The organism is Nitrospirales bacterium (assembly GCA_031315865.1).
Classification (GTDB): Bacteria; Nitrospirota; Nitrospiria; order Nitrospirales; family UBA8639; genus JAGQKC01.
Window position 1 is genome coordinate 938,012 of record JALDRJ010000002.1, and the last position, 21,855, is coordinate 959,866.

Annotated in this window: 15 protein-coding genes; 13 read left to right on the forward strand and 2 right to left on the reverse strand. The window is 50.9% G+C overall.

From position 1 onward, the window contains the following. The first annotated feature begins 13 nt into the window (after window positions 1-13). The 10 genes from MRJ96_04365 to MRJ96_04410 all read left to right on the forward strand — a co-directional run bounded on the left by MRJ96_04365 (window position 14) and on the right by MRJ96_04410 (window position 14,379). On the forward strand, window positions 14-2,707 hold the full coding sequence (locus tag MRJ96_04365; GenBank protein ID MDR4500675.1) for a molybdopterin-dependent oxidoreductase: 2,694 nt from the start codon (window positions 14-16) through the stop codon (window positions 2,705-2,707). Continuing rightward, on the forward strand, window positions 2,707-3,282 hold the full coding sequence (nuoI, locus tag MRJ96_04370; protein ID MDR4500676.1) for an NADH-quinone oxidoreductase subunit NuoI: 576 nt from the start codon (window positions 2,707-2,709) through the stop codon (window positions 3,280-3,282). Before MRJ96_04365 ends, nuoI begins: the two co-directional genes overlap by 1 nt. Before the next feature lie 125 nt (window positions 3,283-3,407). After that, on the forward strand, window positions 3,408-3,938 hold the full coding sequence (locus tag MRJ96_04375) for an NADH-quinone oxidoreductase subunit J (protein ID MDR4500677.1): 531 nt from the start codon (window positions 3,408-3,410) through the stop codon (window positions 3,936-3,938). A 10-nt stretch (window positions 3,939-3,948) separates the two neighbouring features. Further along, window positions 3,949-4,251: an NADH-quinone oxidoreductase subunit NuoK gene (gene nuoK / locus MRJ96_04380; protein MDR4500678.1), complete on the forward strand. Its 303-nt coding sequence runs from the start codon at window positions 3,949-3,951 to the stop codon at window positions 4,249-4,251. A gap of 1 nt (window position 4,252) precedes the next feature. Beyond that, the gene (nuoL, locus tag MRJ96_04385) at window positions 4,253-6,244 is read left to right on the forward strand and encodes an NADH-quinone oxidoreductase subunit L (protein ID MDR4500679.1); all 1,992 of its coding nucleotides are present in this window, start codon (window positions 4,253-4,255) and stop codon (window positions 6,242-6,244) included. Window positions 6,245-6,261: 17 nt separating this feature from the next. Beyond that, window positions 6,262-7,815, forward strand: coding sequence for an NADH-quinone oxidoreductase subunit M (locus tag MRJ96_04390; GenBank protein ID MDR4500680.1), 1,554 nt, complete (start codon window positions 6,262-6,264; stop codon window positions 7,813-7,815). Between the two features lie 4 nt (window positions 7,816-7,819). Further along, on the forward strand, window positions 7,820-9,430 hold the full coding sequence (locus MRJ96_04395) for an NADH-quinone oxidoreductase subunit M (protein ID MDR4500681.1): 1,611 nt from the start codon (window positions 7,820-7,822) through the stop codon (window positions 9,428-9,430). A gap of 42 nt (window positions 9,431-9,472) precedes the next feature. Beyond that, the gene (locus tag MRJ96_04400) at window positions 9,473-10,966 is read left to right on the forward strand and encodes an NADH-quinone oxidoreductase subunit N (GenBank protein MDR4500682.1); all 1,494 of its coding nucleotides are present in this window, start codon (window positions 9,473-9,475) and stop codon (window positions 10,964-10,966) included. A 395-nt stretch (window positions 10,967-11,361) separates the two neighbouring features. Continuing rightward, window positions 11,362-12,789 carry a heme peroxidase family protein gene (locus MRJ96_04405; protein MDR4500683.1) on the forward strand — a complete coding sequence of 476 codons (1,428 nt, stop codon included), beginning with the start codon at window positions 11,362-11,364 and terminating at the stop codon, window positions 12,787-12,789. A 708-nt stretch (window positions 12,790-13,497) separates the two neighbouring features. Then, entirely contained in the window at window positions 13,498-14,379 is an 882-nt protein-coding gene (locus MRJ96_04410; protein ID MDR4500684.1) for a hypothetical protein, read from the forward strand. An 8-nt stretch (window positions 14,380-14,387) separates the two neighbouring features. Here the strand turns inward: MRJ96_04410 and MRJ96_04415 are convergent, their stop codons facing one another. Beyond that, window positions 14,388-15,752: an alpha/beta hydrolase gene (locus MRJ96_04415; protein ID MDR4500685.1), complete on the reverse strand. Its 1,365-nt coding sequence runs from the start codon at window positions 15,750-15,752 to the stop codon at window positions 14,388-14,390. Between the two features lie 472 nt (window positions 15,753-16,224). On the opposite strand from MRJ96_04415, the gene MRJ96_04420 reads away from it, so the two are divergent. Continuing rightward, complete coding sequence (locus tag MRJ96_04420; protein ID MDR4500686.1) at window positions 16,225-18,054, forward strand: C1 family peptidase; 1,830 nt, start codon at window positions 16,225-16,227, stop codon at window positions 18,052-18,054. A gap of 258 nt (window positions 18,055-18,312) precedes the next feature. Here MRJ96_04420 and MRJ96_04425 read toward each other — a convergent pair whose 3' ends face one another. Continuing rightward, window positions 18,313-18,999, reverse strand: coding sequence for a hypothetical protein (locus MRJ96_04425; protein MDR4500687.1), 687 nt, complete (start codon window positions 18,997-18,999; stop codon window positions 18,313-18,315). A gap of 477 nt (window positions 19,000-19,476) precedes the next feature. Here MRJ96_04425 and MRJ96_04430 point away from each other — a divergent pair, with 477 nt between their 5' ends. Together MRJ96_04430 and arsS are read left to right on the forward strand one after the other, a co-directional pair. Next, complete coding sequence (locus MRJ96_04430) at window positions 19,477-20,667, forward strand: methyltransferase domain-containing protein (protein MDR4500688.1); 1,191 nt, start codon at window positions 19,477-19,479, stop codon at window positions 20,665-20,667. Between the two features lie 86 nt (window positions 20,668-20,753). Next, window positions 20,754-21,785 (forward strand): arsenosugar biosynthesis radical SAM protein ArsS, encoded by a 1,032-nt coding sequence (gene arsS / locus MRJ96_04435; protein ID MDR4500689.1) that lies wholly within the window; start codon window positions 20,754-20,756, stop codon window positions 21,783-21,785. The last annotated feature ends 70 nt before the right edge of the window (window positions 21,786-21,855 follow it).

Genomic DNA, 21,855 nt, shown 5'->3' on the forward strand with positions numbered 1-21,855 from the left:
GGGAATATGAGATATGGGACTTAAGCCAGTCACGTCACCTGATACAGAAGTCGCGACCATTGAGTTGACCCTCGATGGCGAAACCGTCACGGCCAAAGAAGGCGTGTCGCTGTATGACGTCATTTCCAGCACGGGGAAGATCGTCCCGGCCATGTGCTATCACTATACGTTCGACCCGTTTGGCTCTTGCGGCATGTGCTTAGTCATGCAGGAAGGCAAGAAAGCCCCCGTCCGTTCCTGTACGGCCAAGGCTACGGCTGGGATGGTGATCAGAACGGAAGGTGACGACCTGTTTGCCGCCAGGAAAAAAGGCGTGGAGAAACACCTGTCCGTTCACCCTCTGGACTGTCCCGTCTGCGACGCTGATGGCCATTGTGAACTCCAGGATATGGCCTTTCAACATGAGGTCACGAATCTGGCCAACGCCAAGCAAAAAAACATCCCTGAAGATACGCGGAGCCTTGTCCTGGATTTCAACATGAATCGATGTATCGCCTGCGGCGAATGCATCAACATCTGCAAGGATGTGCAGCGCATCGATGCGTTGCAATTCATGAAAAAAGGCGGCTTCACCCAAGTCGTCGCGAAAGGCGACCAACCACTGGACTGTGAATTTTGCGGCGATTGCTTGGCCGTCTGCCCCGTTGGCGCCATTACCAACAAATATTCCAAGTACGCCTATAAGCCCTGGCAGCTCAAGAAGACCACGACCACCTGCAATTACTGCGGTGACGGCTGTCAAATGTACATCGAAACAAAAGATACCGAAGTCACGCGGGTTACCTCCCCCCTATCCTGGAAGAATAAATGGGGAGATCGCGGCGACACGGTCAATGGACATGGGGGCTTGTGCGTGCGGGGCCGGTTCGGATTTCAGTTCATCGACAGTAAAACGCGCCTCACATCCCCGCTGATTCGCACAGAATCAGGGCTAACGGAAACCTCGTGGATTGATGCTCTGGATATCGCGGCCGGACGGCTGGCCTACATTAAAAAGACCTATGGAGAGCAGGCTATCGCGGGCTTGATCACGGCCCGCTGCTCAAATGAAGATCTCTATGTCTTTCAAAAATTCATGCGGACCGTCATCGGGACCAATCATCTCGACAGTAGTTCCCGGTATGGTCATGTCAATTTCGTCAGAGCCGTGCAACGGGCGCTTGGCGTGACCCGGATGACCAACACGTCCGAAGAAATTACCAGAGCTCAGGCGATCTTACTCGTCGGCTCCAATATTACCGAAACCAATCCGGTGGCGAGCCTTCGTGTCAAAGCCGCTTTGGGCGTGTATAAAGCGCAGGTCATCGTCGTCGACTCGGCAGAAACGCCTATCGCCTCGCTCGCATCATATCCCACGATGGTCAAACCCGGAACAGAGGGATTGTTCATACAAGGCCTCGTCAAATCGGCTATTCAACAAGACCTCGTGGACGAAGATGTCACAAGACAACATCCTCAAGCCTTTTCCTCGTTGAAGCAAGCCGTTGAGCCCCTTTCTCTCGAATTCATCGCCGAACAAACCGGAACCACGGTTGAGCAGATTCAAGAAGTGACGAAGGTCTTCGCTGAAGCGTCCCGTTCAGTGATACTGTGCGGGGAAGGCATCGTTCGCCATTCGAACGGGTATCAACATGTGTTGAACCTGATTGATCTGCTGTGGGTGACCGGAAAGCTCGGTCGTCCTGGTTGCGGGATTAATACCCTGACCGAAGAGGCTAACGAGCAAGGGGCCTTGGATATGGGCGTAGGGCCTGAATTTCTTCCAGGCGGTCATGCCTATGACAATCCAGAAGTCCGGGAAAAACTGGCCAATGCCTGGCTTTCAGAACTGCCTCCCGCCGGTCAAGGCGCGTCATTGATGGAAATTCTCGAACGTTGCCGGAGTGGCGACATCAAAGCCCTCTATGTCGTGGGAGAAAATCCGTTGGAGACTCTCCCGGCTTCCAGCGACGTCGAAGCCGCACTCAAGAACCTTGAACTGTTGATCTGTCAGGACCCTTTTATGACAGAAACCGCGAAGTTGGCCCACGTCGTCTTCCCGGCAACGACATTTGCAGAAAAAGACGGGACCGTCACGAACCAGGAAGGTAAGGTTCAATTTCTCCGTCCAATCTTCGACCCGCTCGGCGACAGCGCCATGGATTGGCATATCATGGCCGGCATCGCCAACGGACTGGGCGCGTCCCTGGAGTTTGAGTCGACTCGCGATGTTCAACAAGAAATCATGAAAGTATTGCCTGGATACTACAATCTCGGCCAACCGGCACAGGTTCAGGTGAATCCCGAGCCATACTTAACGAACGGATTCATGGAAGAAGTGAGCGCTCGCTATCACCAACCATCAGCGAAAAAGAACACGGCCAGGCCCTTTGAATTGAAATTGGTGCAACTGCTGTATCATTCCGGCAAGCTTTCGACGCAAGCATCCGGACTCCTGGCCATTTCGCCAAATACGAAAAGACTCCACATGCATCCGGAAGATATGAAACGGCTTGGACTTTCCGATCACGATCGAATCCGCGTGACGTCAGAGGCGATGAGCGTGGACCTGGGTGTAACACCGGACGTCTCGGTCATGCCGGGAAGCTGTATGTTCCCCGAGCATTTCAACGATCCTCCTGTGAAGGATTTGATGCCTCTTGAGGTTGACCCCGTGACCCACGTCCCTTACTTTAAACTCGCCTCGGTGAATGTGGAGAAACTGTGATGGCTACGAGCTCGAACAATCTCTCGAAAAAAATCTTCGACGCGGTCTTCTTTCGAGAAATCTGGGACGCCATGAAAGTGACGTTCAAACACATGTTTCACCGTCCCATGACCTTCGAGTATCCTCGTGAAAAGCGAACCATCCCGGATGCGCATCGCGGAGCCCTTGGACTCCTGCGCTACGATGATGGTAAAGAACGTTGCGTGGGCTGCGACCTGTGTGAGGCCGCCTGCCCCTCCCGATGCATCAAGGTCATCAGTGAAGAGGATAAATCTCTTCCACTCCAACGCTATGCGACCGAGTTTTATATCGATATCACCAAGTGTGTGTTTTGCGGGTACTGTGTCGAGGCCTGTCCCGTGAATGCGTTGGCGATGACGAAATTGTATGAATTTTCCACGCATGACAAACGCACTCTCCTCTTCGACAAGAAACGACTCTATGATATTGGCGAACGGTATCTTGACGATGCCAAAAAATATCTCTATGCGCATAACCAGGAAAAAGAGGGAGAAGAGAGTGTTGCCTACCGCTACCATTTTCCTGTCCCTGTTGAAAAATCTCAGGATTCCTAGTACACATTCCTCTCGTTAGCGAGGAACGGCTCAGTAACGTCACGCTGGACTAGCAAAGAATCGTCTATGAAAAGTGACATCCTGATTGTTAAACATTTTATGGGTTACGGAGCTAGTCTTTCACGATGATGTGGCTGCTTTTCGTGTATTTCTCCGTGGTCAGTATCGTGGCCGGGGTCATGACTGTGGCCTTTCGCAACCCGGTGCATTGCGGGCTGGCGCTCCTTACGGTGCTCCTGCATGTGGCCGGTCTATTCGTCCTGTTAAATTCCGAGTTTTTGTTCGCCGTGCAGATAATCGTCTATGCCGGCGCCATCCTGGTTCTGTATCTCTTTGTGTTGATGCTCCTGAATCTCAAGACCGAAGAGCAGCATCTTCACCGCAAACATGCCTTGTTGCTCTTTGCTTCGGTGGGGATATTCTGTGAATTGCTGTTTCTCCTCATGCAATCGCCATACGGGGGGATTAAAGGCACCGCGTCTCCCCAAGTGATCCTTGAGACCGGGCCCAGCCAGGCCATCGGCATTACGATGTTCAGCGATTACCTTTTATTGTTTGAAATCGTCGGGATATTTTTGCTTGGCGCGATCATTGGAGCTATCGTGCTCGCGAAAACCCCATCAGCGATCAGCGCAAAACAAGAGTCAAGATTGTAGGTTTTTCTAGATGATCCCAGTCGAAGCCTATGTGGCCGTCAGTGCCATCCTCTTCATGACCGGATTGGTCGGCGTGCTGGTACGCCGCAATTTTATCATCGTGCTCATGTGCGTCGAAATCATGCTCAACGCGGCCAACATTAATTTGGTGGCGTTTTCTCATTATCTCGAGTCCATGGCCGGGCAAATGGCGGCCTTGTTCGTGATTGCCATCGCCGCGGGGGAAGCCGCTGTGGGGCTCGCTATTATTATCGTCGTCTTCCGTGGCAAGATCGCCACCAATGTTGACGAAATTAATATTTTAAAGTGGTAACGTGTTCGATCTTTTAGTTCTGCTTATCCCCATCTTTCCGTTGCTTGCGGTCTTGGCGAACGGAATCGCGGGGAACCGGTACTCGACTGACCTGGCTGGCAAGCTGGCGTTTGGGTCGGTAGGGCTGTCATTTCTGTGCGCCCTTGGCGTCCTGGGCCAAGTCATCTCCGACCCCACGCCCCGGGAAGTCATCGCCTACTCCTGGATTTTCGGAAGCGACCTGTCCATCGATCTGGCCTTTCTCATCGATCCCCTGACAACCGTGTTTTTGATGGTCATCACCGGCGTCGGGCTGCTCATTCATATCTACTCCGTCGGCTACATGCACGGCGAAGAAGGCTTCACCAGATTTTTCACCTACATGAACCTGTTCATGGTGTCCATGCTCCTGCTGGTCATGGGCAACAATTATCTGGTGCTGTTTATCGGCTGGGAAGGCGTCGGTCTCTGTTCATACCTCTTGATCGGGTATTACTACGAAAAGATTTCTGCCGGCCAAGCGGCCACCAAAGCATTTGTGGTGAACCGAATCGGCGATGCGGGGTTTTTACTCGCCATTTTCCTGGTTTTTTCAGAATTCCGAACCTTGGATTATCTGAAAGTCCTGGAACAGGCGCCACAACTTTCGACGGGCATGGCGACGGCCATCGCGCTGTGTTTACTCATCGGCGCAGTCGGAAAATCCGCACAGATTCCCTTGTACACCTGGTTGCCCGACGCCATGGAAGGTCCGACACCGGTGAGCGCCTTGATCCATGCCGCCACGATGGTCACCGCCGGAGTCTACATGGTGGTCCGCAATCATGTGATATTTGATCTCTCGCCTGTGGCGTTAACCACGGTGGGTCTGGTGGGAGGGTTCACGGCCCTGTTTGCCGCCACGATTGGGCTGGTGCAGAACGATATCAAACGGGTTCTGGCCTATTCCACGGTTAGCCAGTTGGGCTACATGTTCTTGGCCTGTGGGGTCGGCGCGTACACCGCCGCGATCTTTCATGTTGTCACGCACGCGTTTTTCAAAGCCCTCTTGTTCCTATCGGCCGGCGCGGTCATTCACTCACTGGAAGGCGAGCAAGACATCCGGAAAATGGGAAATCTCTACACGAAAATCCCCATTACCTATAAGGTGTTCCTGATCGGCACGGTCGCCATCGCCGGTATTTTCCCATTGGCAGGATTCTGGAGTAAGGATGAAATCATGGCCCATGCCTTCATCCATCATCATTACTTCCTCTACCTGCTGGCCGCCATCGGCGCATTTCTCACGAGTTTTTACATGTTCCGCCTGACGAATCTCACGTTCTATGGAGAATCGCGTGTTGATCCGAAAGTCGAATCGCATATTCATGAATCACCCAAGGTCATGACGGTTCCGTTGATGATTCTGGCGGCGCTCTCCCTGGTGGGAGGCGTGTTCTTAGGATTTCCTCCGGAACATGGCCTGCTTCATGGCTTTCTCCACGATGTGGCCACGCCGCTCGGCGCAACGGCTCACGAAGTGAACGTGGGGCTTCTGGTTGGCCTCGGGAGTTTTGCCATGATGATTGCCGTGGGCGGATGGGCATTGGCTCGCTACATGTACATCTCGAACCCTGGTGTGGCGGATGAATGGGCACAAAAGGCTCCCGGCCTGTACACGACGTTGCTCAACAAATACTACGTGGATGAATTCTACGACAAAGTGTTTGTCGAGCCATGCAAGCGACTTGGTGAGGCCCTGGATTGGTTTGACAGGAATGTGCTCGACCGGTTCGTGACCGGAATCGGCCGCATGACCGACCTCAGCGCCGCTGGCAGCACATGGATTGAAAAACACGTCATGTACGCCGGACTCAACATCATCGGTTATGGCCACCATCTGGCCGCTTGGGCCTGGAGAAAACTCCAGAGTGGAATGGTCCACCACTACGCCGCGATCATTATCATTGGCTTGGCCATTCTGGTCCACGTCGCGTTCCTGTGGTTCACGAGCGCAAACGCGCTCGGGCAGTAAATACGGTTACGTTCGCTATGCAAGAAGAACTACAAGCTGGGTTCCCCATCCTGACGTTTTTGACATTCTTCCCATTGATCGGCGCGATCGCCGTGTGGGCCATGAAGGATGAGGACCTGATCAAAAAGTCCACGCTGGGGGTGGCCGTGCTGGAGCTTGTTGTCGCGGTGTGGCTGCTTCTGGGGTTCGTACCCGATTCCGCTGCCATGCAGTTCTCCGAACGCTATAACTGGATCCCGGCTCTCGGCATCAGCTATCACATGGCGGTTGACGGAATCAGCGTGCTCTTCGTCGGTCTCACGGCCTTCCTGACCGTTCTTCTAGTGCTCTACGCCTGGGATACGGTCAAAGCGCATCCCAAGGCGTTTTACATGAGTATCTTAGGGCTTGAGATGACGATCATGGGCATCTTTGCGTCGATCGACCTCATCCTGTTTTTCGTATTCTGGGAATTGATGTTGATCCCGAGTTATTTCCTCATCAAATTGTGGGGAATCGGGAAAGAATGTCAAACGGCGGCGCTCAAGTACGTGCTTTACACCCTGCTGGGCAGTGTCTTTATGCTGGTCGGGTTCTGCCTGTTGGATTTGAACCATTACGCGGTGAAACAGACCTATAGTTTTGACCTGCTGGAATTGCTTTCCGTTCCCATTCCTATGAATCAACAGCTGTTGATTTTCTGGTTCCTGTTTCTTGGGTTCGCCTTTAAAGCGCCGGTCTTTCCGTTTCATAGCTGGCTTCCCGATGCGTTGGTGCAAGGCCCCATTCCCATGTCGGTCATGTTAGCCGGCATTAAGATGGGGACGTATGGGTTCCTGCGATTCAGCTTTCCGCTCTTGCCGGATGCCTCCCGCGATCAGACCGTCGTAGCCATCGTGATGGTGTTGGGCCTGATCGCTATCGTGTACGGAGCCATCGTGGCCATCATTCAACTTGACCTCCGACGGCTCTTAGTCTTCAGCAGCATTAGTCACTTGGGCTTTGTCGTGATCGGCCTCTTTGCCCTGAACTTTCAAGGCATTCAGGGCAGTTTGCTGACGATGATCAATTTAGGGTTTAGCACCGCGGGGCTCTTTTTTCTTGCCGGCTTCGTCTATGAACGTCTGGGACATACGAACGTGAATAAGTACAGTGGTCTGGCGAAGAAAATGCCGTTGCTGGCGACCTTTTTCCTCATCATTGGAATGGCCTCCATCGGATTACCGGGGACTAACGGCTTCGTCGGCGAATTTCTAATATTGCTCGGCGTGTTTCAAGCTTACTGGTTATACGGCGCCATCGCGGTAACCGGCGTCATTTTTGCCGCAGCCTATTTTTTGTGGTTTTACGAACGTGGTATTTTCGGCCCTCTGAAGGAAGGCCTCCCTGCCACGTTGAAAGACCTGAATACCAGGGAATGGGGAATCGGCATCGCGTTATGCGTGATGATCTTCTGGATCGGCCTGTATCCGTCGCCATTCTTGCGGATGATGAATGGCTCAGTGCAGGAAGTCGTGGATCGACTGAACAAGGGAAGCGCGGCCCTGGTGGCACCAGAACCAAAAATCCTCAGTCAAGTGATACCGGACTAATCGTATGGGCGAATATTCTCTTTTGATCATCCTTTTCGCTCCGTTCATCGGTGCGATTGGGTTGATCTTTGTCCCGAGGCAGGAAGAACTCCTCACCCGCATGGTGGCGGCGGTCTCATCAGGCATTTGCCTCCTCGCCTCGTTTTACATCTTCTTCGCGTACGATACCAACCAGGGCGGCTACCAGTTCGTTCAGCGATTTCCCTGGTCGGAACAACTCGGCATCGCGTTTTATGTTGGGGTTGATGGTATCGGCGGCCCACTCGTCTTCGCGTCGGCGATTTTATTGTTCGCGGGCGTTTTTGTGTCCTGGCACATCAAGGACCGAACCAAAGAATTCTACATCTTCTTGCTGATCCTCGCCGCCGCGACGATTGGCGTGTTCATGTCCCTGGACCTGTTCTTCCTGTATTTTTTCTACGAAATGTCGGTGCTTCCGATGTATGTGCTCCTGGGTATGTGGGGCAGCCATACCAAAGGCTATCTGTCCATGACCGACCCCGAAGGCCTGAAGCTCAGGGATTCCGTCGGATTCATTTTCAATTTCGGGTCGAACAGCAAAGAATACGCGGCCATGAAATTGACGCTGTTCCTGTCGGCAGGGGCCGTCGTAGCACTAATGGGCATTTTGCTGATTTACCATTTTTCAGGATTGCATACCTTCGACATCGTGGCCCTCAAATCCCAGACGGGAATCGCGGAAAACAGTACGCTGGCCATTATCATCTGGATTCTGGTGTTTTTTGGGTTCGCGTCGATCGCCCCGATTTGGCCACTCCACTCTTGGTCCCCTGTCGGACATGCAGCCGCTCCCGCTGCCACGAGCATGCTTCACGCCGGCGTGCTGATGAAGCTGGGCCACTTTTCGATCATTCGCGTGGGCTATGAAATCTTCCCGGAAACCACCAGAGAATGGATTTGGATCGCGGCTGTCCTCTGCGTCTTCAGCATCATTTACGGCGGGCTCGTGTCGTACTTTGCCAAAGACACAAAATACGTGATCGGCTACTCAAGCTCATCACATATGGGCTATATCTTCCTCGGCATGGCCGCATTGGACTACATCAGTCTCACCGGGGCTGTGATTTACATGTTCGCGCATGCCCTCGCCACCAGCATGCTGTTCGCCATGGCTGGATGGGTGTACGACCAAACTCATACGAGAGACATCCCATCACTCGGAGGGCTGATGCAAAAAATGCCCTTTATCTCTGGGGCGTTCATCGTTGGATGTATGGCTTCGATCGGTATGCCCGGAACCGTGAATTTCATCGCTGAAGTCATGATTATCGTGGGTAGCTGGGAGAAATACCCATTCCAAGTCATCATCGCTGTCCTCGGTATCGTGCTGACGTTGGCCTATTTATTCAAGATGATGCGGGGCCTGTTCTACGGTGAGTTGTCGCCGGAATACGCCCATTCCCATGATGCCAGGTCGTTCGTTGACCGCATGCCGCTTATTTTATTGATCGTGTGCAGCGTCTCGCTGGGAATTTTCCCCGGTCACTTTTATGAAGTGGTGAGATCGACGGTCGAACCTATGCTCGACCGCATTAATCAAGTGGCTCCGGTGGTGAGTCAGGTTACGCAACATTCACAGGGATTATTACCTTAAGAACTGCCCCTTGATATTGTCTTACGTTTTACGCCTTACGATATGATGACCTTCAATCTCGAACTCACCGGCTCGGACCTTCTCCTGATCTTGCCCGAGATTTTCCTTACGCTCTGGCTCTGCGTGGTCCTGTCCGTCGACTTTTCGATGAAGAAGATTCATCATGAAACGTTAGCGCACCTCAGTATCGGCGGGTTGCTCGTCACCATCTTTATCCTCTTCTGGTTTGATCAATCCGGTATCACAGGTTCCCTGTTCAAGAATATGTATGTCGTCGACCATCTTTCGATCTTTTTTAAGATCCTGATCCTGGTGGCGACAGCGATGGTCATCTTCATATCCATCGATTACGTCAAGGCCTTCCGGCTTTTCAAGGGTGAATACTATTTCATGGTCGTCATGTCGGCCCTGGGCATGATGTTTATGGCTTCGGCCAATGACCTGCTTTCCGTGTTCGTCACGTTGGAGTTTTCGACCTTCGGCTTCTATGTACTCGTCGCCTATCTGAGAGAGGATGTCCGTTCGAGCGAAGCGGGGCTAAAATTCTTTATTCTTGGTGTCTTCGCGGCAGGCTTGCTGGCATACGGGATCAGCTTAGTGTACGGCGAGACCGGCACGTTGATCTTCTCGGATATGGCCTCGACGCCGGGGAGCTATGGGCTGGCCATAGGATTCCTGCTCATCTTCGCCGCGCTCGGCTTTAAGATCGGCGCCGTGCCGTTTCACTCCTGGATTCCGGACACGTATCAGGGAGCTCCAACTCCAGTCACTGCATTTCTCTCGATCGCGCCAAAAGGGGCGGCCATCGCCATCCTGATTCGCATGTTCTATGTCGGACTGGCCTCGTTCAAACCCATGTGGGTCTTGTTGTTCGTGTGCGCGTCCATCATTTCCATGACCTACGGAAATGTGGTGGCTATCGCGCAAAAGAATATCAAACGGCTACTCGCCTATTCCGGCATTGCGCAAATCGGCACGATCATGGTCGGGTTGGCTGCCGGCACAAAAATGGGCAGTGACGCCATGCTGTTTTATCTGCTCACCTACCTGTTCGCCAACATTGGAGCCTTTGCGGTGGTGATTGCGGTGAGCAGCAGCATAAAAAGTGACGAAATTGAAGACTACAGTGGATTGAACCGGCGATCGCCGTTTTTAGCGGCTGCCATGTTCTTGTTTTTGTTGTCATTGGCGGGCGTACCGCCGCTGGCCGGATTCATCGGCAAACTCTATTTATTCGTCGCGGCGATCGAAGAAGAACTCTACACCCTTTTAATCGTCGGGCTGATCAACATCGTCATCTCCATGTACTACTATCTCATCGTCGTGAAGAAGATGTACATCAATGAGCCCATAGACTCCACCCCTCTCCCCGTATCCGCACCGATCAAAGCCGTAGTGTATTTCTGTGTGGCCGGCACCCTGCTGCTGGGGATCTACCCCAAAGCCTTCATCGACTGGGCCGTCGCCGCCACGCTGATGTTTTCAAAAATTGCAGCCCCTACCACAGCGGCACTTCCCGTCATCTCCGGCGGATAAACCTCTCTCTCTACAAACGAGAAATTACCAGCTGAATTCTTTTCCGTAGTCATTCTATAGCCGCTTCACATATCTTCTGTCTTGTTGAACCTATGATTTCGGGCGGTTCGCTTCTCTGGTTTATCCGGAACGTATTGGGATTCATTATCATTGTATAAATATAGATACGCGAGGTTATCCATTCGGATACAAAAATAGTTCCTCTTCTCTGTTCTTGACCAAGTCTTAGACGTAAGCCGTTTCCCATTTTTCACAGAAAACTATCGTATCTATCAGGCAAATAACGTTTCTCTCCATTTGGTCTTCTACTTGCAGCTCCCGAGGACACAACCGTGGCGTATTCCGCCACTGCCTTTATCATTATTTTTCACATACCAAGGAAGGGAGAGCACCCAATGAGTAGTTGCAAACCGATGCATGGAACATCGAAAGCCAAAGGCTGTAGTCATCTCAGCTTAGGAAATTTCTGTAAATTATTTCCAGATCTTAAAACATGGGGAGAGGATTGCGGCATACAACATCAATGTGAAGCCGAATACATCGCACAAATCTTAGGGGGCGTAGGTGGAATCATGCACGATGTGAATTCTGATTCTTCCGATAGCTCTCTGCCGGCAGCATACACCTTCTTTGCACAATTTATCGATCACGATATCACCCTCGACTCAACGAGTAATCTCCATGGAGATCCTAAAAGCACCGAGGAGGTGAGCAAGCTACCGAATATGCGTTCAGCGTCATTGGACCTTGACTGTGTCTACGGATTTGGGCCAGAGGTGATGCCGTTTCTCTACGATCAGACACAGTCCGGTCGCCTTCTCACTGGAACGAAAAAAAACGAAAATGACGTACCTCGTAATTCCGATGGTCGGGCATTGATCGGAGACCCGCGCAACGACGAAAATATTTTTGTCTCTCAGATGCAACTGCTCTTTCTTCGTTTTCATAACCGTCGTATCGTCGGACGCTCATTTGAAGACGCGCAACAGGATTGTCGCTATCACTACCAGTGGTTGGTGTTGCATGATTTTCTCAAACGCGTCTGCGACGACAACGTGTTCGACTACGTCCTTGGAGAGATCAAAAAAGGCAAATATCCGAAATGTGATATTCGAGACAAATGCCATCGCATATGTATGCCCATTGAGTTCTCAGTAGCTGCTTACCGTTTTGGCCATACTCTGGTTCGATCTCAATATCCGGTCAATGTGAACTATCCGGTCGTCGATCTTTTTGATGAACGTTTTGGAACAGAAGGCTTTAGTCCTATTCCACCAAAATTAACTGTAGACTGGCGTTATTTACTAGATGTTGAACCCTGTCACGAGTTCGTTTTTTCAAAGGCATTCGACCACCTGCTTGCAGACGAACTGATCCGCATGCCAGATCCAATCGTCGGACGATTCGCGAGCGAGAACGATCGTTCCCTGGCGTTTCGAAACGTGCTAAGAGGCTATGCGTTAGGACTCCCGAGCGGACAGCAGGTGGCAGCGACTCTGAAAGATAAGGGATACTCCATTGACCCGAAGCAAGACCTTCAATTTGGCACACTTCGCGGTTGGCCTTGTATCGAGAAAAAATACAGAGAAAAACTCGAAGCGCATACGCCTTTGTTCTTTTATCTCATGAGAGAGGCCGGAGTGGTAGGCAAAGGACAGCAGCTTGGGCCTGTTGGGTCCGCTATCCTCCTCGAAGTGTTTGGAGCCATGCTCGTCTATTGCGATAGCTTCCTTAAACATAAAGGATGGAAACCTGATCCCTGTATCGCAAAATGCGGCGACTTTACCCTCGCTGATCTCGTACGATACGCACAAGGCTCATAACAGCTTAACGCTCACGAGAGAAAAGAGCTGGGAAGGGATTTTTTTCTTAGCTCTTTTCTCTAATGCTTCATTCACTCATTAGACGCGACCGTACAGTGGCTCCAAGCCCTGGACAGAAATTTGTGAATGCTCCGTGACACCTTCGCCTATGGTAAATAGCCAATAAGTTGATTTGTCATTGAAGGGGGGCCCGCTAACGTGTTCATAAACAGTTTGTCTTTGACTATGCTACTTGCTTGGCAAAGCATTCCGTTGATAACTCCAATATTGGAGATGCTGAGAGCACCAAAGTGTCGTACGTGGCACAAATAGTCAATAGCAACGCGCCACCAAAACTGAATCTATCGAACCTTCCCGCACAATCAAAGGCTCTCGAAAACCGAATATTGAAATTCCCTATGGAGAAATTTTCAACAAAGAAAGTGAGAAGTTATCGTTCTATCTGCAGCCGGATTTTCGCGGACTCGATGGAAGTGATCATCGGCTCGAAGTTCATCCCAATGCGGCTGCTCAACAACCAAGTATGGATCAATACAATAGACAGGTGCGTCCTCCGGTAGGTCATGATATTGGTCTTTCGAGGGATCATGCATGCCGTGTAACTCCTGCTCAAAAATGATGAACTTCTTTGCTCCATTTATTTCCCTTTGCATATTCTTCGCTTTCAATATTTCAGTAAGCCATGCCTTCGACACCGGCATTAGCGGCATGGCCAGGGTTAGAGACAATACGTTCCTGGTCGTCAACGACCGCAAAAATTCGCATAAAAAAGACCAGGACTTGGCGAACACCAAACCGCGGCTTGGCATTGTGACGGTGAAAAAGAAGTGGGTTGCGTACGAAGATCTCTACGTCAAATATCCTCTGAGTATGTCCGACATGCCTCCCAATGATTTGGAAGCCGTCTGCGCTCTCCCTCATCGCGAACATGAGTACCTCGTCGCGGAAAGCGGGTACTATGAAGGCAGGTACGGACGGGTGTTTCACCTGCGGCTAAAAGAGAAGAAGGGAAAATGGAAAGGTGAATTGATAAGTGCAATCCGTCCTTTTTCGAAAAATACCTCAACTGATACGACGCCAAAATCCCGGCAGATTGAGGGCATGAGTTGCGTAGAGAAAGCCGAAGCCCAGCTTCTGGTGATCTTCGCCACACGTGGAGGCGGTGGTAAAAGAGGAAAGCTCATCTGGGGATCGTTGGACGGGTTGGATCAGAGTCAACCTGCGTTCCATCCACTCGGTGATGCGCAAATCGTGACCGACCAGCAGTCGTTGGGAGATCGAGACGCCTCCGACCTGTTCCTCGAAAAGACCAAGAAAGATCAGTGGAAGGTTTGGACAATCGCGGTGGATGATCCCGGCGATGACTTTGGACCATTCCGATCGGTGATTTATAGCCCAGGCATCTTCGAGTGGGACAATGAGCAGGGACTCACATTCCATCGAACCAAGCCGGTCACAGGTTGGGTCAGAGATGGGGTCAAGGTTGAAGCCTTGGCCGAACCGGCAGAGCGGGTGAAGGGCAGCGTCTTCAGTATTGGCACCGAAGATGAAGCGTTAGGCGGCATGTGGCAGCCTCTCTTCCAGCCATAAATGAAATCTCATCGGCGAGACGGGGCTTTCGCTGAGATCACCTTCCATAACATCACGCCCATTTCTTTTCGATAAATATCGCTATGGGCTAGGCCTCCAGACCCGTAGGCATTGAAGTAGATCAGCTCATCTGCGTTGATATAGGTTTTCTGCTTCTGATTTACAGGTGAGAGTGTCAGGTCCCCGTCTTTCGAGGCTTTGATGCAATCGAATTCCGTCTCAGGCCTCTCTTTGCAATGCTCGTCATACGTGGTGTCATTCCCGACGAATGGGACGAAGGATTTATTGTCCATCGCGGTATCGTACTTTGAGGAGGTCAACACCACATGTTCCGCATTTTCACAGCCCCCCGGATAGTAAATGCCTTCGCGCCCTTGATCGGCATAATAACGGTTCATGGAATAGGCCCCTTGCAAACTAATGAGGAGCGAAATTTTGTTGCGAGGCAACAATGCATCGCCTTTCTTCCTGACCACGGCCGGCCCCATGCACACTCCCATGCTCGACACTCTCGCACCAAAACTATGACCAAGCACGACAACGGGCACATCAGCCGGTAAGTGACGCAGGGTGTCATGCAACAACACGCCAAGCCATCCAAAGCCAACTTCATCGGCATCGTCAGCCTTATTCCCGTAACTGAAGAGAGTGATGATCGGCGTGATCCAATCGGCAGCCCATTTACTCGGCCATGTTATCCCGATAAATAACGGCTTGAAATCATCAGCTCCAGCCTCCATCGCGGCCAGCCACACGTTTTTGGCAACTGAGTTAAAATTTCGGACAGCCTCCTCCTGGTCGGTATTCCAGCCCATCATCCCGATGACGATGTGTGTATACGGCTGACTCTGCAATTTACGGTGGATATCCCGCTTCAAGACATCCAAAGCCTCCCAACTGCTCCAATAAGCTCTTTGGGGGTTCACTTGACGAACCTCGTCCGGCTGACAGAACGGGATATGTGTCTGGGAATTTCGTTCGCGATAATACGCGTTATAGTGCGCACAGGCTCGCAAGCCATGCTGGTCACCGAAATTTTCCAGGATATGCGAAATGAATAAGAGCTTGTCATCATCACCAATGCGCGAGATGTGCTGAGCCATTTCTTCGCCAGCCTCGGGAATATTCACCGTAATGACGTCTCCATCTTGAGCGATCAATTCTTTTGGACTTTTTTCTATGCCGATGATGTACCCTGGAAAATTCAAGCTGATTTCGGATGGATAGTACAGGGCAGAATGAAACCAAATGGGCGTATCTTCCCAGGTATCTAAGTCTTTTTCGCCCTCTCCCAGCGTACGGACATTGTCCGTCGAGCAGGCTGTCGCAAAAAACAGGATGAACATCATAACCTTAACTATCGGGTGCATCATTATATCCCTCGTGTAGATGTTAATTCCCTTGAGCCTTGGCACACACTCCGTCTCTCTGACTAAAAGCAACTCGGATACCAAACAGTCGACCGGCGAATGTCGACAAATCCATTTTCGCGATAATCGCGTTTGGCCTACCCCTACCATGCATATCAACAACATAACGCGGACAGGATACTTCGGGTGGAACGCAACGTTACATTCGATTTGTATCTTTTTTATACTTCATGGTATCAATTTCGATACACAGCACTTGGTGTTTTCTCGCAAACCCTACATGGGAACCTAACAAAATTCCTGACATTTCGCAGCTATGAATGAAAAGCGATTTCATGGCTTCCTCATCAAAACGAATGACACACAGTTTTGGCACAATTCTCTCATATATTCAAAGCGAGGGTTTGTGTATCCTTATGACTCAACTGTTCCCGATTTTCAGCTTAGAAATTTCCATCAGTAAAGGGAGTCGTCGATGGCAGACTACAAACGCGTAAAAAACGTCGAACCGGATGTTCCCGACATCAGGGACTGGCCGTACCAACCTGCGCTCATTCCTCTCACAGATGCGATCGACCCGCCAGGCAATCTTCAGATTCTTGATCAGAAAAGTGAAGGAGCTTGCACAGGATTTGCCTTGGCCGCAGCGATTAATCTTCTCAATTCGCATGTGAACCGACATGTCCGCGTCAGCCCAAGAATGCTCTATGAAATGGCCAAGCGTCACGATGAATGGCCGGGAGAAAAGTACGATGGGTCCAGCCTTCGAGGCGCCATTCACGGGTGGAAACACATGGGCGTCTGTTCGGAAGATCTTTGGCCGTACCGTGTGGGAAAGAAAAACATCGGAGACCTGACAATCGAATGCGCGAAGGACGCTCGCAAAACGACGGTCGGAGCCTACTACCGCGTCCAACCGAGTATCTCCCATTTTCATGCGGCCTTGAATGAAACAGGAGTGATCGTCGTCTCGGCCAAGGTGCACCGTGGGTGGGATGCCCCCCAAAACGGCATCATCACATTCGAGGAACAACGGGACGGAGGACACGCATTCGTGATCGTCGGATACAACGACAAGGGGTTTTGGGTACAGAATTCCTGGGGACCCAAATGGGGAAATCACGGACTCGCGTTATGGACGTACGAGGATTGGATCGTCAACGTGATGGATGCATGGGTTTTTCGGCTTGCACTGTCCACTCCACAGATTTTTGACTTGAAACCCGAAATGGCGTTAACCGCATCGCCGCAACAGGACAAGGCTGAAGCTTCTCCGACTCCACGGTCTTCAATCGCCGGACATTTTGTACATGTGGATGACGGACGGTATGCCACATCGGGACCGTACTGGAGCACGCCAGAAGACGTGGAACAAACGGCTGAACTCGTGGCCAACAGTTCAAAATACCAGCATCTTTTGTTTTACATGCATGGCGGGCTGAACTCACCGAAGGCCTCGGCTAAACGGATTGAGGCACTCAAAGAACGATTGAAGAGCAATGGGATATACCCGTTTCACATCATGTATGACACGGGGGTGGTTGAAGAATTGAAAGATCTGATCTTTCGAAAAGAAAACGAGGCGAGCGAACGTGTGGGCGGGTTTAGTGATTGGACTGACCGCTTCATCGAAGGCGTCATTCGACGGCCAGGGACTTTACTGTGGGAAGAAATGAAACAGGACGCACACGATGCCTTCGCGCCTGACGGCGCGGGAACCGATGCGGTGAATCGATTTACCAAACATATCAAGAAATCAAACAAGACGAAGAAAATTCATCTCGTGGGCCATAGCACCGGAGCCATCGTCATCGCCCATCTTCTTCATACATTACGACGCTACAAATTCAAGATCGAGACATGTACATTGCTTGCCCCAGCCTGCAGCGTGGACCTCTATCATTCCCATTATTTACCGGTCCTCCAAGGAAAAACCATTCTCAAGATTAACGACCTCACCATTTACAATTTGCGAGATGAACTCGAACAAGATGATCATGTGGCAAAAATTTACAGAAAGTCTCTGCTCTACCTTGTCTCAAACGCGCTCGAGCGGCGGCCCGATCCACCATCAGACGACTCACAATCCAAGCCCCTGTTAGGTATGGAAATCTTCGCGACACTCGTCAAAACCGTGCGGAGCAAGCCTCAGTTCATCTACTCGAACGGAGTCGAAGGGAAGAGAACCCGAAGCACGACACATGGAGGGTTTGATAACGATATCTTTACCATGAATCATGTGCTGGAACGGGTCTTAGGTAAAAAGCCTGCCGATCCATTCACAGAAGACGACTTGGATTACTAGAGCACCTGTAACCCACACTGCAATGCAACGAGAGACTGGCAACGACGTGCAGCGCTCAACGGTCATGGCACAAACAACTATCGTGCTCTAGGCTAGGGGACCTATAATCGAAACCTCAGACGGCTTAAGGCCTTCAACAAAAGATGATTATGAGGCCACTTGATCCCTACTAAACTATCGTCCCCTAGGAACAACGAGATAGAGTCATCGTGCTGAAAGTTCTATACGAGGGATAAAACTACAGAAGAACAGAAATCCCTACATCTGCCAATACACGAGGGCTTCTAGAGGATTGAGGCCCTCCAATCCCCAAAATACAAGCGAGACAATAGAGAGAAGGAGCACGGCAACGAGCACCAGAAGATAGACTCCTTTTTTGGGGCGAGGCCGTGAGGACAGATGCTCTTCCTCATACATGGCCTTCGCCTCTTCCCAAAGCGGACTGCGCTTACGTTCCCTTCGGGGAACGACTATACTCAACGAATTTTGAACTTCCTGGCGCAACTCATCTTCCAAAGCGTTCGTACGACGTGAGGCCATCGGGGGGGCTGATTGCAGAGCCAACCCGTTCAGCTCTTCAACCTCCGACTTTGAACCTTTTAGACGACGAGTATAGGGCACACCACAATTGGGGCAGAGCCAAGTTTGTTCCTCCGGTTCTGAGGAGGCAAGAGGCGTTGGCGAAGGGGATAAAATGGTTGGAGGCTCTGGGGGCCGTTCGGTTTTTGCCTGTTCCACGCTCTGTGCGATAGGCGCCCCGCAATGCGGACAGGATTGGGCAGACTTGGAAATCAGGCTTCCACAGTCCTGACACGGGAGTAGCTTCTCGGTCGCAGTCCCGTTTAGCCGCTCCTTTTTTCCCGGATAAGGAAACGCACATTTCGGACAGGAGAGGGCGAGTGAAGAAACTTCTTTTTGGCATTCAGGACATTGGACAAGTGGCATCTCATGGCCTCTCTTTATGTAAGCCGTCTTGATATCATTATTCTACTTGTTGTGAGTGATTTGGAGGATTCCTACCTCATCCATAAGTTATAGCAAAGATAGTACCTACTAGAGAAATGCCAGAAATTATTTTTCAATTCAATACGTTATAATTTGGACCTTAGATAATAAAGGTGTTTTTTCTCTCAAAGTGGATTGAAAAACCTTCAGCTATTTTCTCTATAGTGAGGTAATAAAACATCAATGTGGACTTCTACAACTACGCCAACAAACCCCGTCCTATTCCTCAACCAATGTCCATTCCCACACACAGGATGAATTCCCTCTTGTCCCTGGCCAATGAGCCATGAATACGACGGAAATTTTGTAACATTTCTGGTAGTCTCCTGACATTCTCACTTTAGAATGGATCGAATGCCATGATAAAAAGTCTAGAGAAATTACTGACACTATCAACCCATACATTGATGAGGGATCATGGAGAATCAAACGATAACACAAGCGGTCAGTGAACGATATGCGAAGGCTGTCACGACCGGAGAAGAAATGTGTTGCCCGACCGGGTACGATCATCAAGAGCTTGGCAAATTCATTCCGGAAGCCGTCCTAAAAGTCTCCTACGGCTGCGGAACCCCCGTAGGGCTTACCTCCGTACAAGCAGGGGAAACGGTTTTGGATATTGGGTCTGGAGGGGGCATTGACTGCTTTGAAGCTTCACGCCGCGTCGGCCCTTCCGGACGAGTCATCGGCATTGATATGACTGATGAAATGCTCGCACTGGCTCGAAGCCAGGCCCCGATCGTCGCCTCCAACTTGGGTTATGCCTCCTCCAACGTTGATTTTCGCAAAGGGTTTGCTGATGCCATGCCCGTCGAAGATCAATGCGTGGACCTCATCGTATCCAATTGCGTCATTAACCTGGCTCCAGACAAGCTCAAAGTGTTTCAGGAAATGTACCGTGTCCTCAAGCCTGGAGGCCGCTTCACCATCTCCGATATCGTGGCTGATCAACCGATTCCACAATACATGATCCACGACAAGGAAAAATGGGGAGATTGTTTGTCTGGGGCATTACGGCTGAGCGACTATTGGGGAGGATTACGAAACGCCGGGTTTGGAGGCATTCACCGGGTTGGATTCATCCCATGGCGCGTCATTGATGGCATCCATTTCTTATCTTTGACCCTCACCGGATATAAGCTTCCCAATGGTCAAACCGGCCAATCCTCAGGATTCGCGACATTCAAAGGTCCGTTCAGCCGCGTAACCGATGAACAGGGCCAGACCTACAGACGGGGAGAACCACAAGCGGTGAACGAAAGCACGGAACATTTGTTGAAAAGTGAACCTTACCGTGACCAGTTCATTTTTTCTGAAAACCCTGTGACGCTCAGCACCGAAGACCCGCGATGGTCTGCGGTTCTACCAGAGAACACAGCATGTACATGGGAAGGACACTTCGCCTTACTCACCGGACCATTCGTCGAAGCCGTGGATGATGACGGCCATACTTTTACCTGTGGAGAGGCCATTGAGATTTGCTCGAAGACATTGAAGGTTCTGGACCACGATGATTATAAAAAGTATTTCGTGATTATCAACCGTGCGAACGAAACGGTCTCAAACGATTCGTCTCCCTCCTGTGGACCAACTGATAGCTGTTGTTAATCGCCACGAAATTTGTTGAAACTCGAACACTGTTTACTAATTTGGAAATGCGAAATCCAGAAGACTTGCAACCCGGCTGAACACCCATGAAATCCCTGACGATCGTTAAACCGTCCTTTAAGGCAGAAAAACCATCCGATTCCAGCAACGGAAACGGAGTCCTTTCTTTCAGCCGTACACTCTCAGAACATGGCGTTCACGACTTAGCCGCCGAGAGGATCTCCACGCTTCAAGTCAACGTTGGAAAATTATGTAACCAAACCTGTCAGCATTGCCATGTGGATGCCGGACCTCATCGTACCGAGGTAATGACTCGCGAGACGATCGATCAGGTATTGGCCGTTCTCGAACGCCACCCTCAAATCTCCACGGTGGATATTACCGGAGGAGCTCCGGAAATGAACCCCCATTTCGAGTATCTCGTTTCAGAATGCCGGAACCTCAACCGGAAAGTCATCGACCGTTGCAATTTAACCGTGTTTTTTGTCAAAGGGAAAGGCCACCTTTCACGATTTCTCGCTGATCACCAGGTTGAAATCGTCGCTTCGCTCCCCTGTTACATAGAAGACAATGTAGATGAACAACGAGGCCAAGGGGTCTTCGACCGAAGCATGACAGCGTTGCGACAACTCAATGCGCTGGGATATGGTCAGCAAGGTACGGGACTGACATTGCATTTGGTGTACAATCCCATAGGTTCAAGCCTCCCACCATCCCAACAACAGCTGGAAGAGGATTACAAACGAGAGCTTCAGGCCAGGTTCGGCATATCCTTTAATCATCTTTACACCATCACGAACATGCCTATCAGCCGATTTCTAGAAGACCTTCGAGAGAAAGGAGAAGTCGAGCAATATTACGAACTACTGACCAAGAGTTTCAATCCAGCATCCATCAATGGCCTTATGTGTCGATCACTCATTAGCGTCGGATGGGACGGCAAGCTCTACGATTGTGATTTCAATCAAATGTTGGACCTCACGATCCAAGCGTCCAGCGGCAACACCATCACCGACTTTGACCTTCACTCTCTGGCACAGCGACCGATCATGACTGGCCCGCATTGTTACGGGTGCACGGCAGGGTCTGGCTCTTCCTGTGGCGGAGCCCTCGCCTAGGAAACACGCATCGCTCCTCACTTACGACACTCTCCCTACAAGTTTAGAACGAATCCCACCCGCGTCTATA

Excerpts from the sequence above, each read along its gene's own strand:
- MRJ96_04430 (MDR4500688.1), top strand. The coding sequence starts at position 19,477 with ATGGAGAATCAAACGATAACACAAGCGGTCAGTGAACGATATGCGAAG.
- MRJ96_04390 (MDR4500680.1), top strand. The coding sequence starts at position 6,262 with ATGCAAGAAGAACTACAAGCTGGGTTCCCCATCCTGACGTTTTTGACA.
- MRJ96_04400 (MDR4500682.1), top strand. The coding sequence starts at position 9,473 with ATGATGACCTTCAATCTCGAACTCACCGGCTCGGACCTTCTCCTGATC.
- MRJ96_04365 (MDR4500675.1), top strand. The coding sequence starts at position 14 with ATGGGACTTAAGCCAGTCACGTCACCTGATACAGAAGTCGCGACCATT.
- arsS (MDR4500689.1), top strand. The coding sequence starts at position 20,754 with ATGAAATCCCTGACGATCGTTAAACCGTCCTTTAAGGCAGAAAAACCA.
- MRJ96_04395 (MDR4500681.1), top strand. The coding sequence starts at position 7,820 with ATGGGCGAATATTCTCTTTTGATCATCCTTTTCGCTCCGTTCATCGGT.
- MRJ96_04405 (MDR4500683.1), top strand. The coding sequence starts at position 11,362 with ATGAGTAGTTGCAAACCGATGCATGGAACATCGAAAGCCAAAGGCTGT.
- MRJ96_04415 (MDR4500685.1), bottom strand. The coding sequence starts at position 15,752 with ATGATGCACCCGATAGTTAAGGTTATGATGTTCATCCTGTTTTTTGCG.
- MRJ96_04420 (MDR4500686.1), top strand. The coding sequence starts at position 16,225 with ATGGCAGACTACAAACGCGTAAAAAACGTCGAACCGGATGTTCCCGAC.
- MRJ96_04375 (MDR4500677.1), top strand. The coding sequence starts at position 3,408 with ATGATGTGGCTGCTTTTCGTGTATTTCTCCGTGGTCAGTATCGTGGCC.
- MRJ96_04425 (MDR4500687.1), bottom strand. The coding sequence starts at position 18,999 with ATGCCACTTGTCCAATGTCCTGAATGCCAAAAAGAAGTTTCTTCACTC.
- nuoI (MDR4500676.1), top strand. The coding sequence starts at position 2,707 with ATGGCTACGAGCTCGAACAATCTCTCGAAAAAAATCTTCGACGCGGTC.
- MRJ96_04410 (MDR4500684.1), top strand. The coding sequence starts at position 13,498 with ATGGCCAGGGTTAGAGACAATACGTTCCTGGTCGTCAACGACCGCAAA.
- nuoK (MDR4500678.1), top strand. The coding sequence starts at position 3,949 with ATGATCCCAGTCGAAGCCTATGTGGCCGTCAGTGCCATCCTCTTCATG.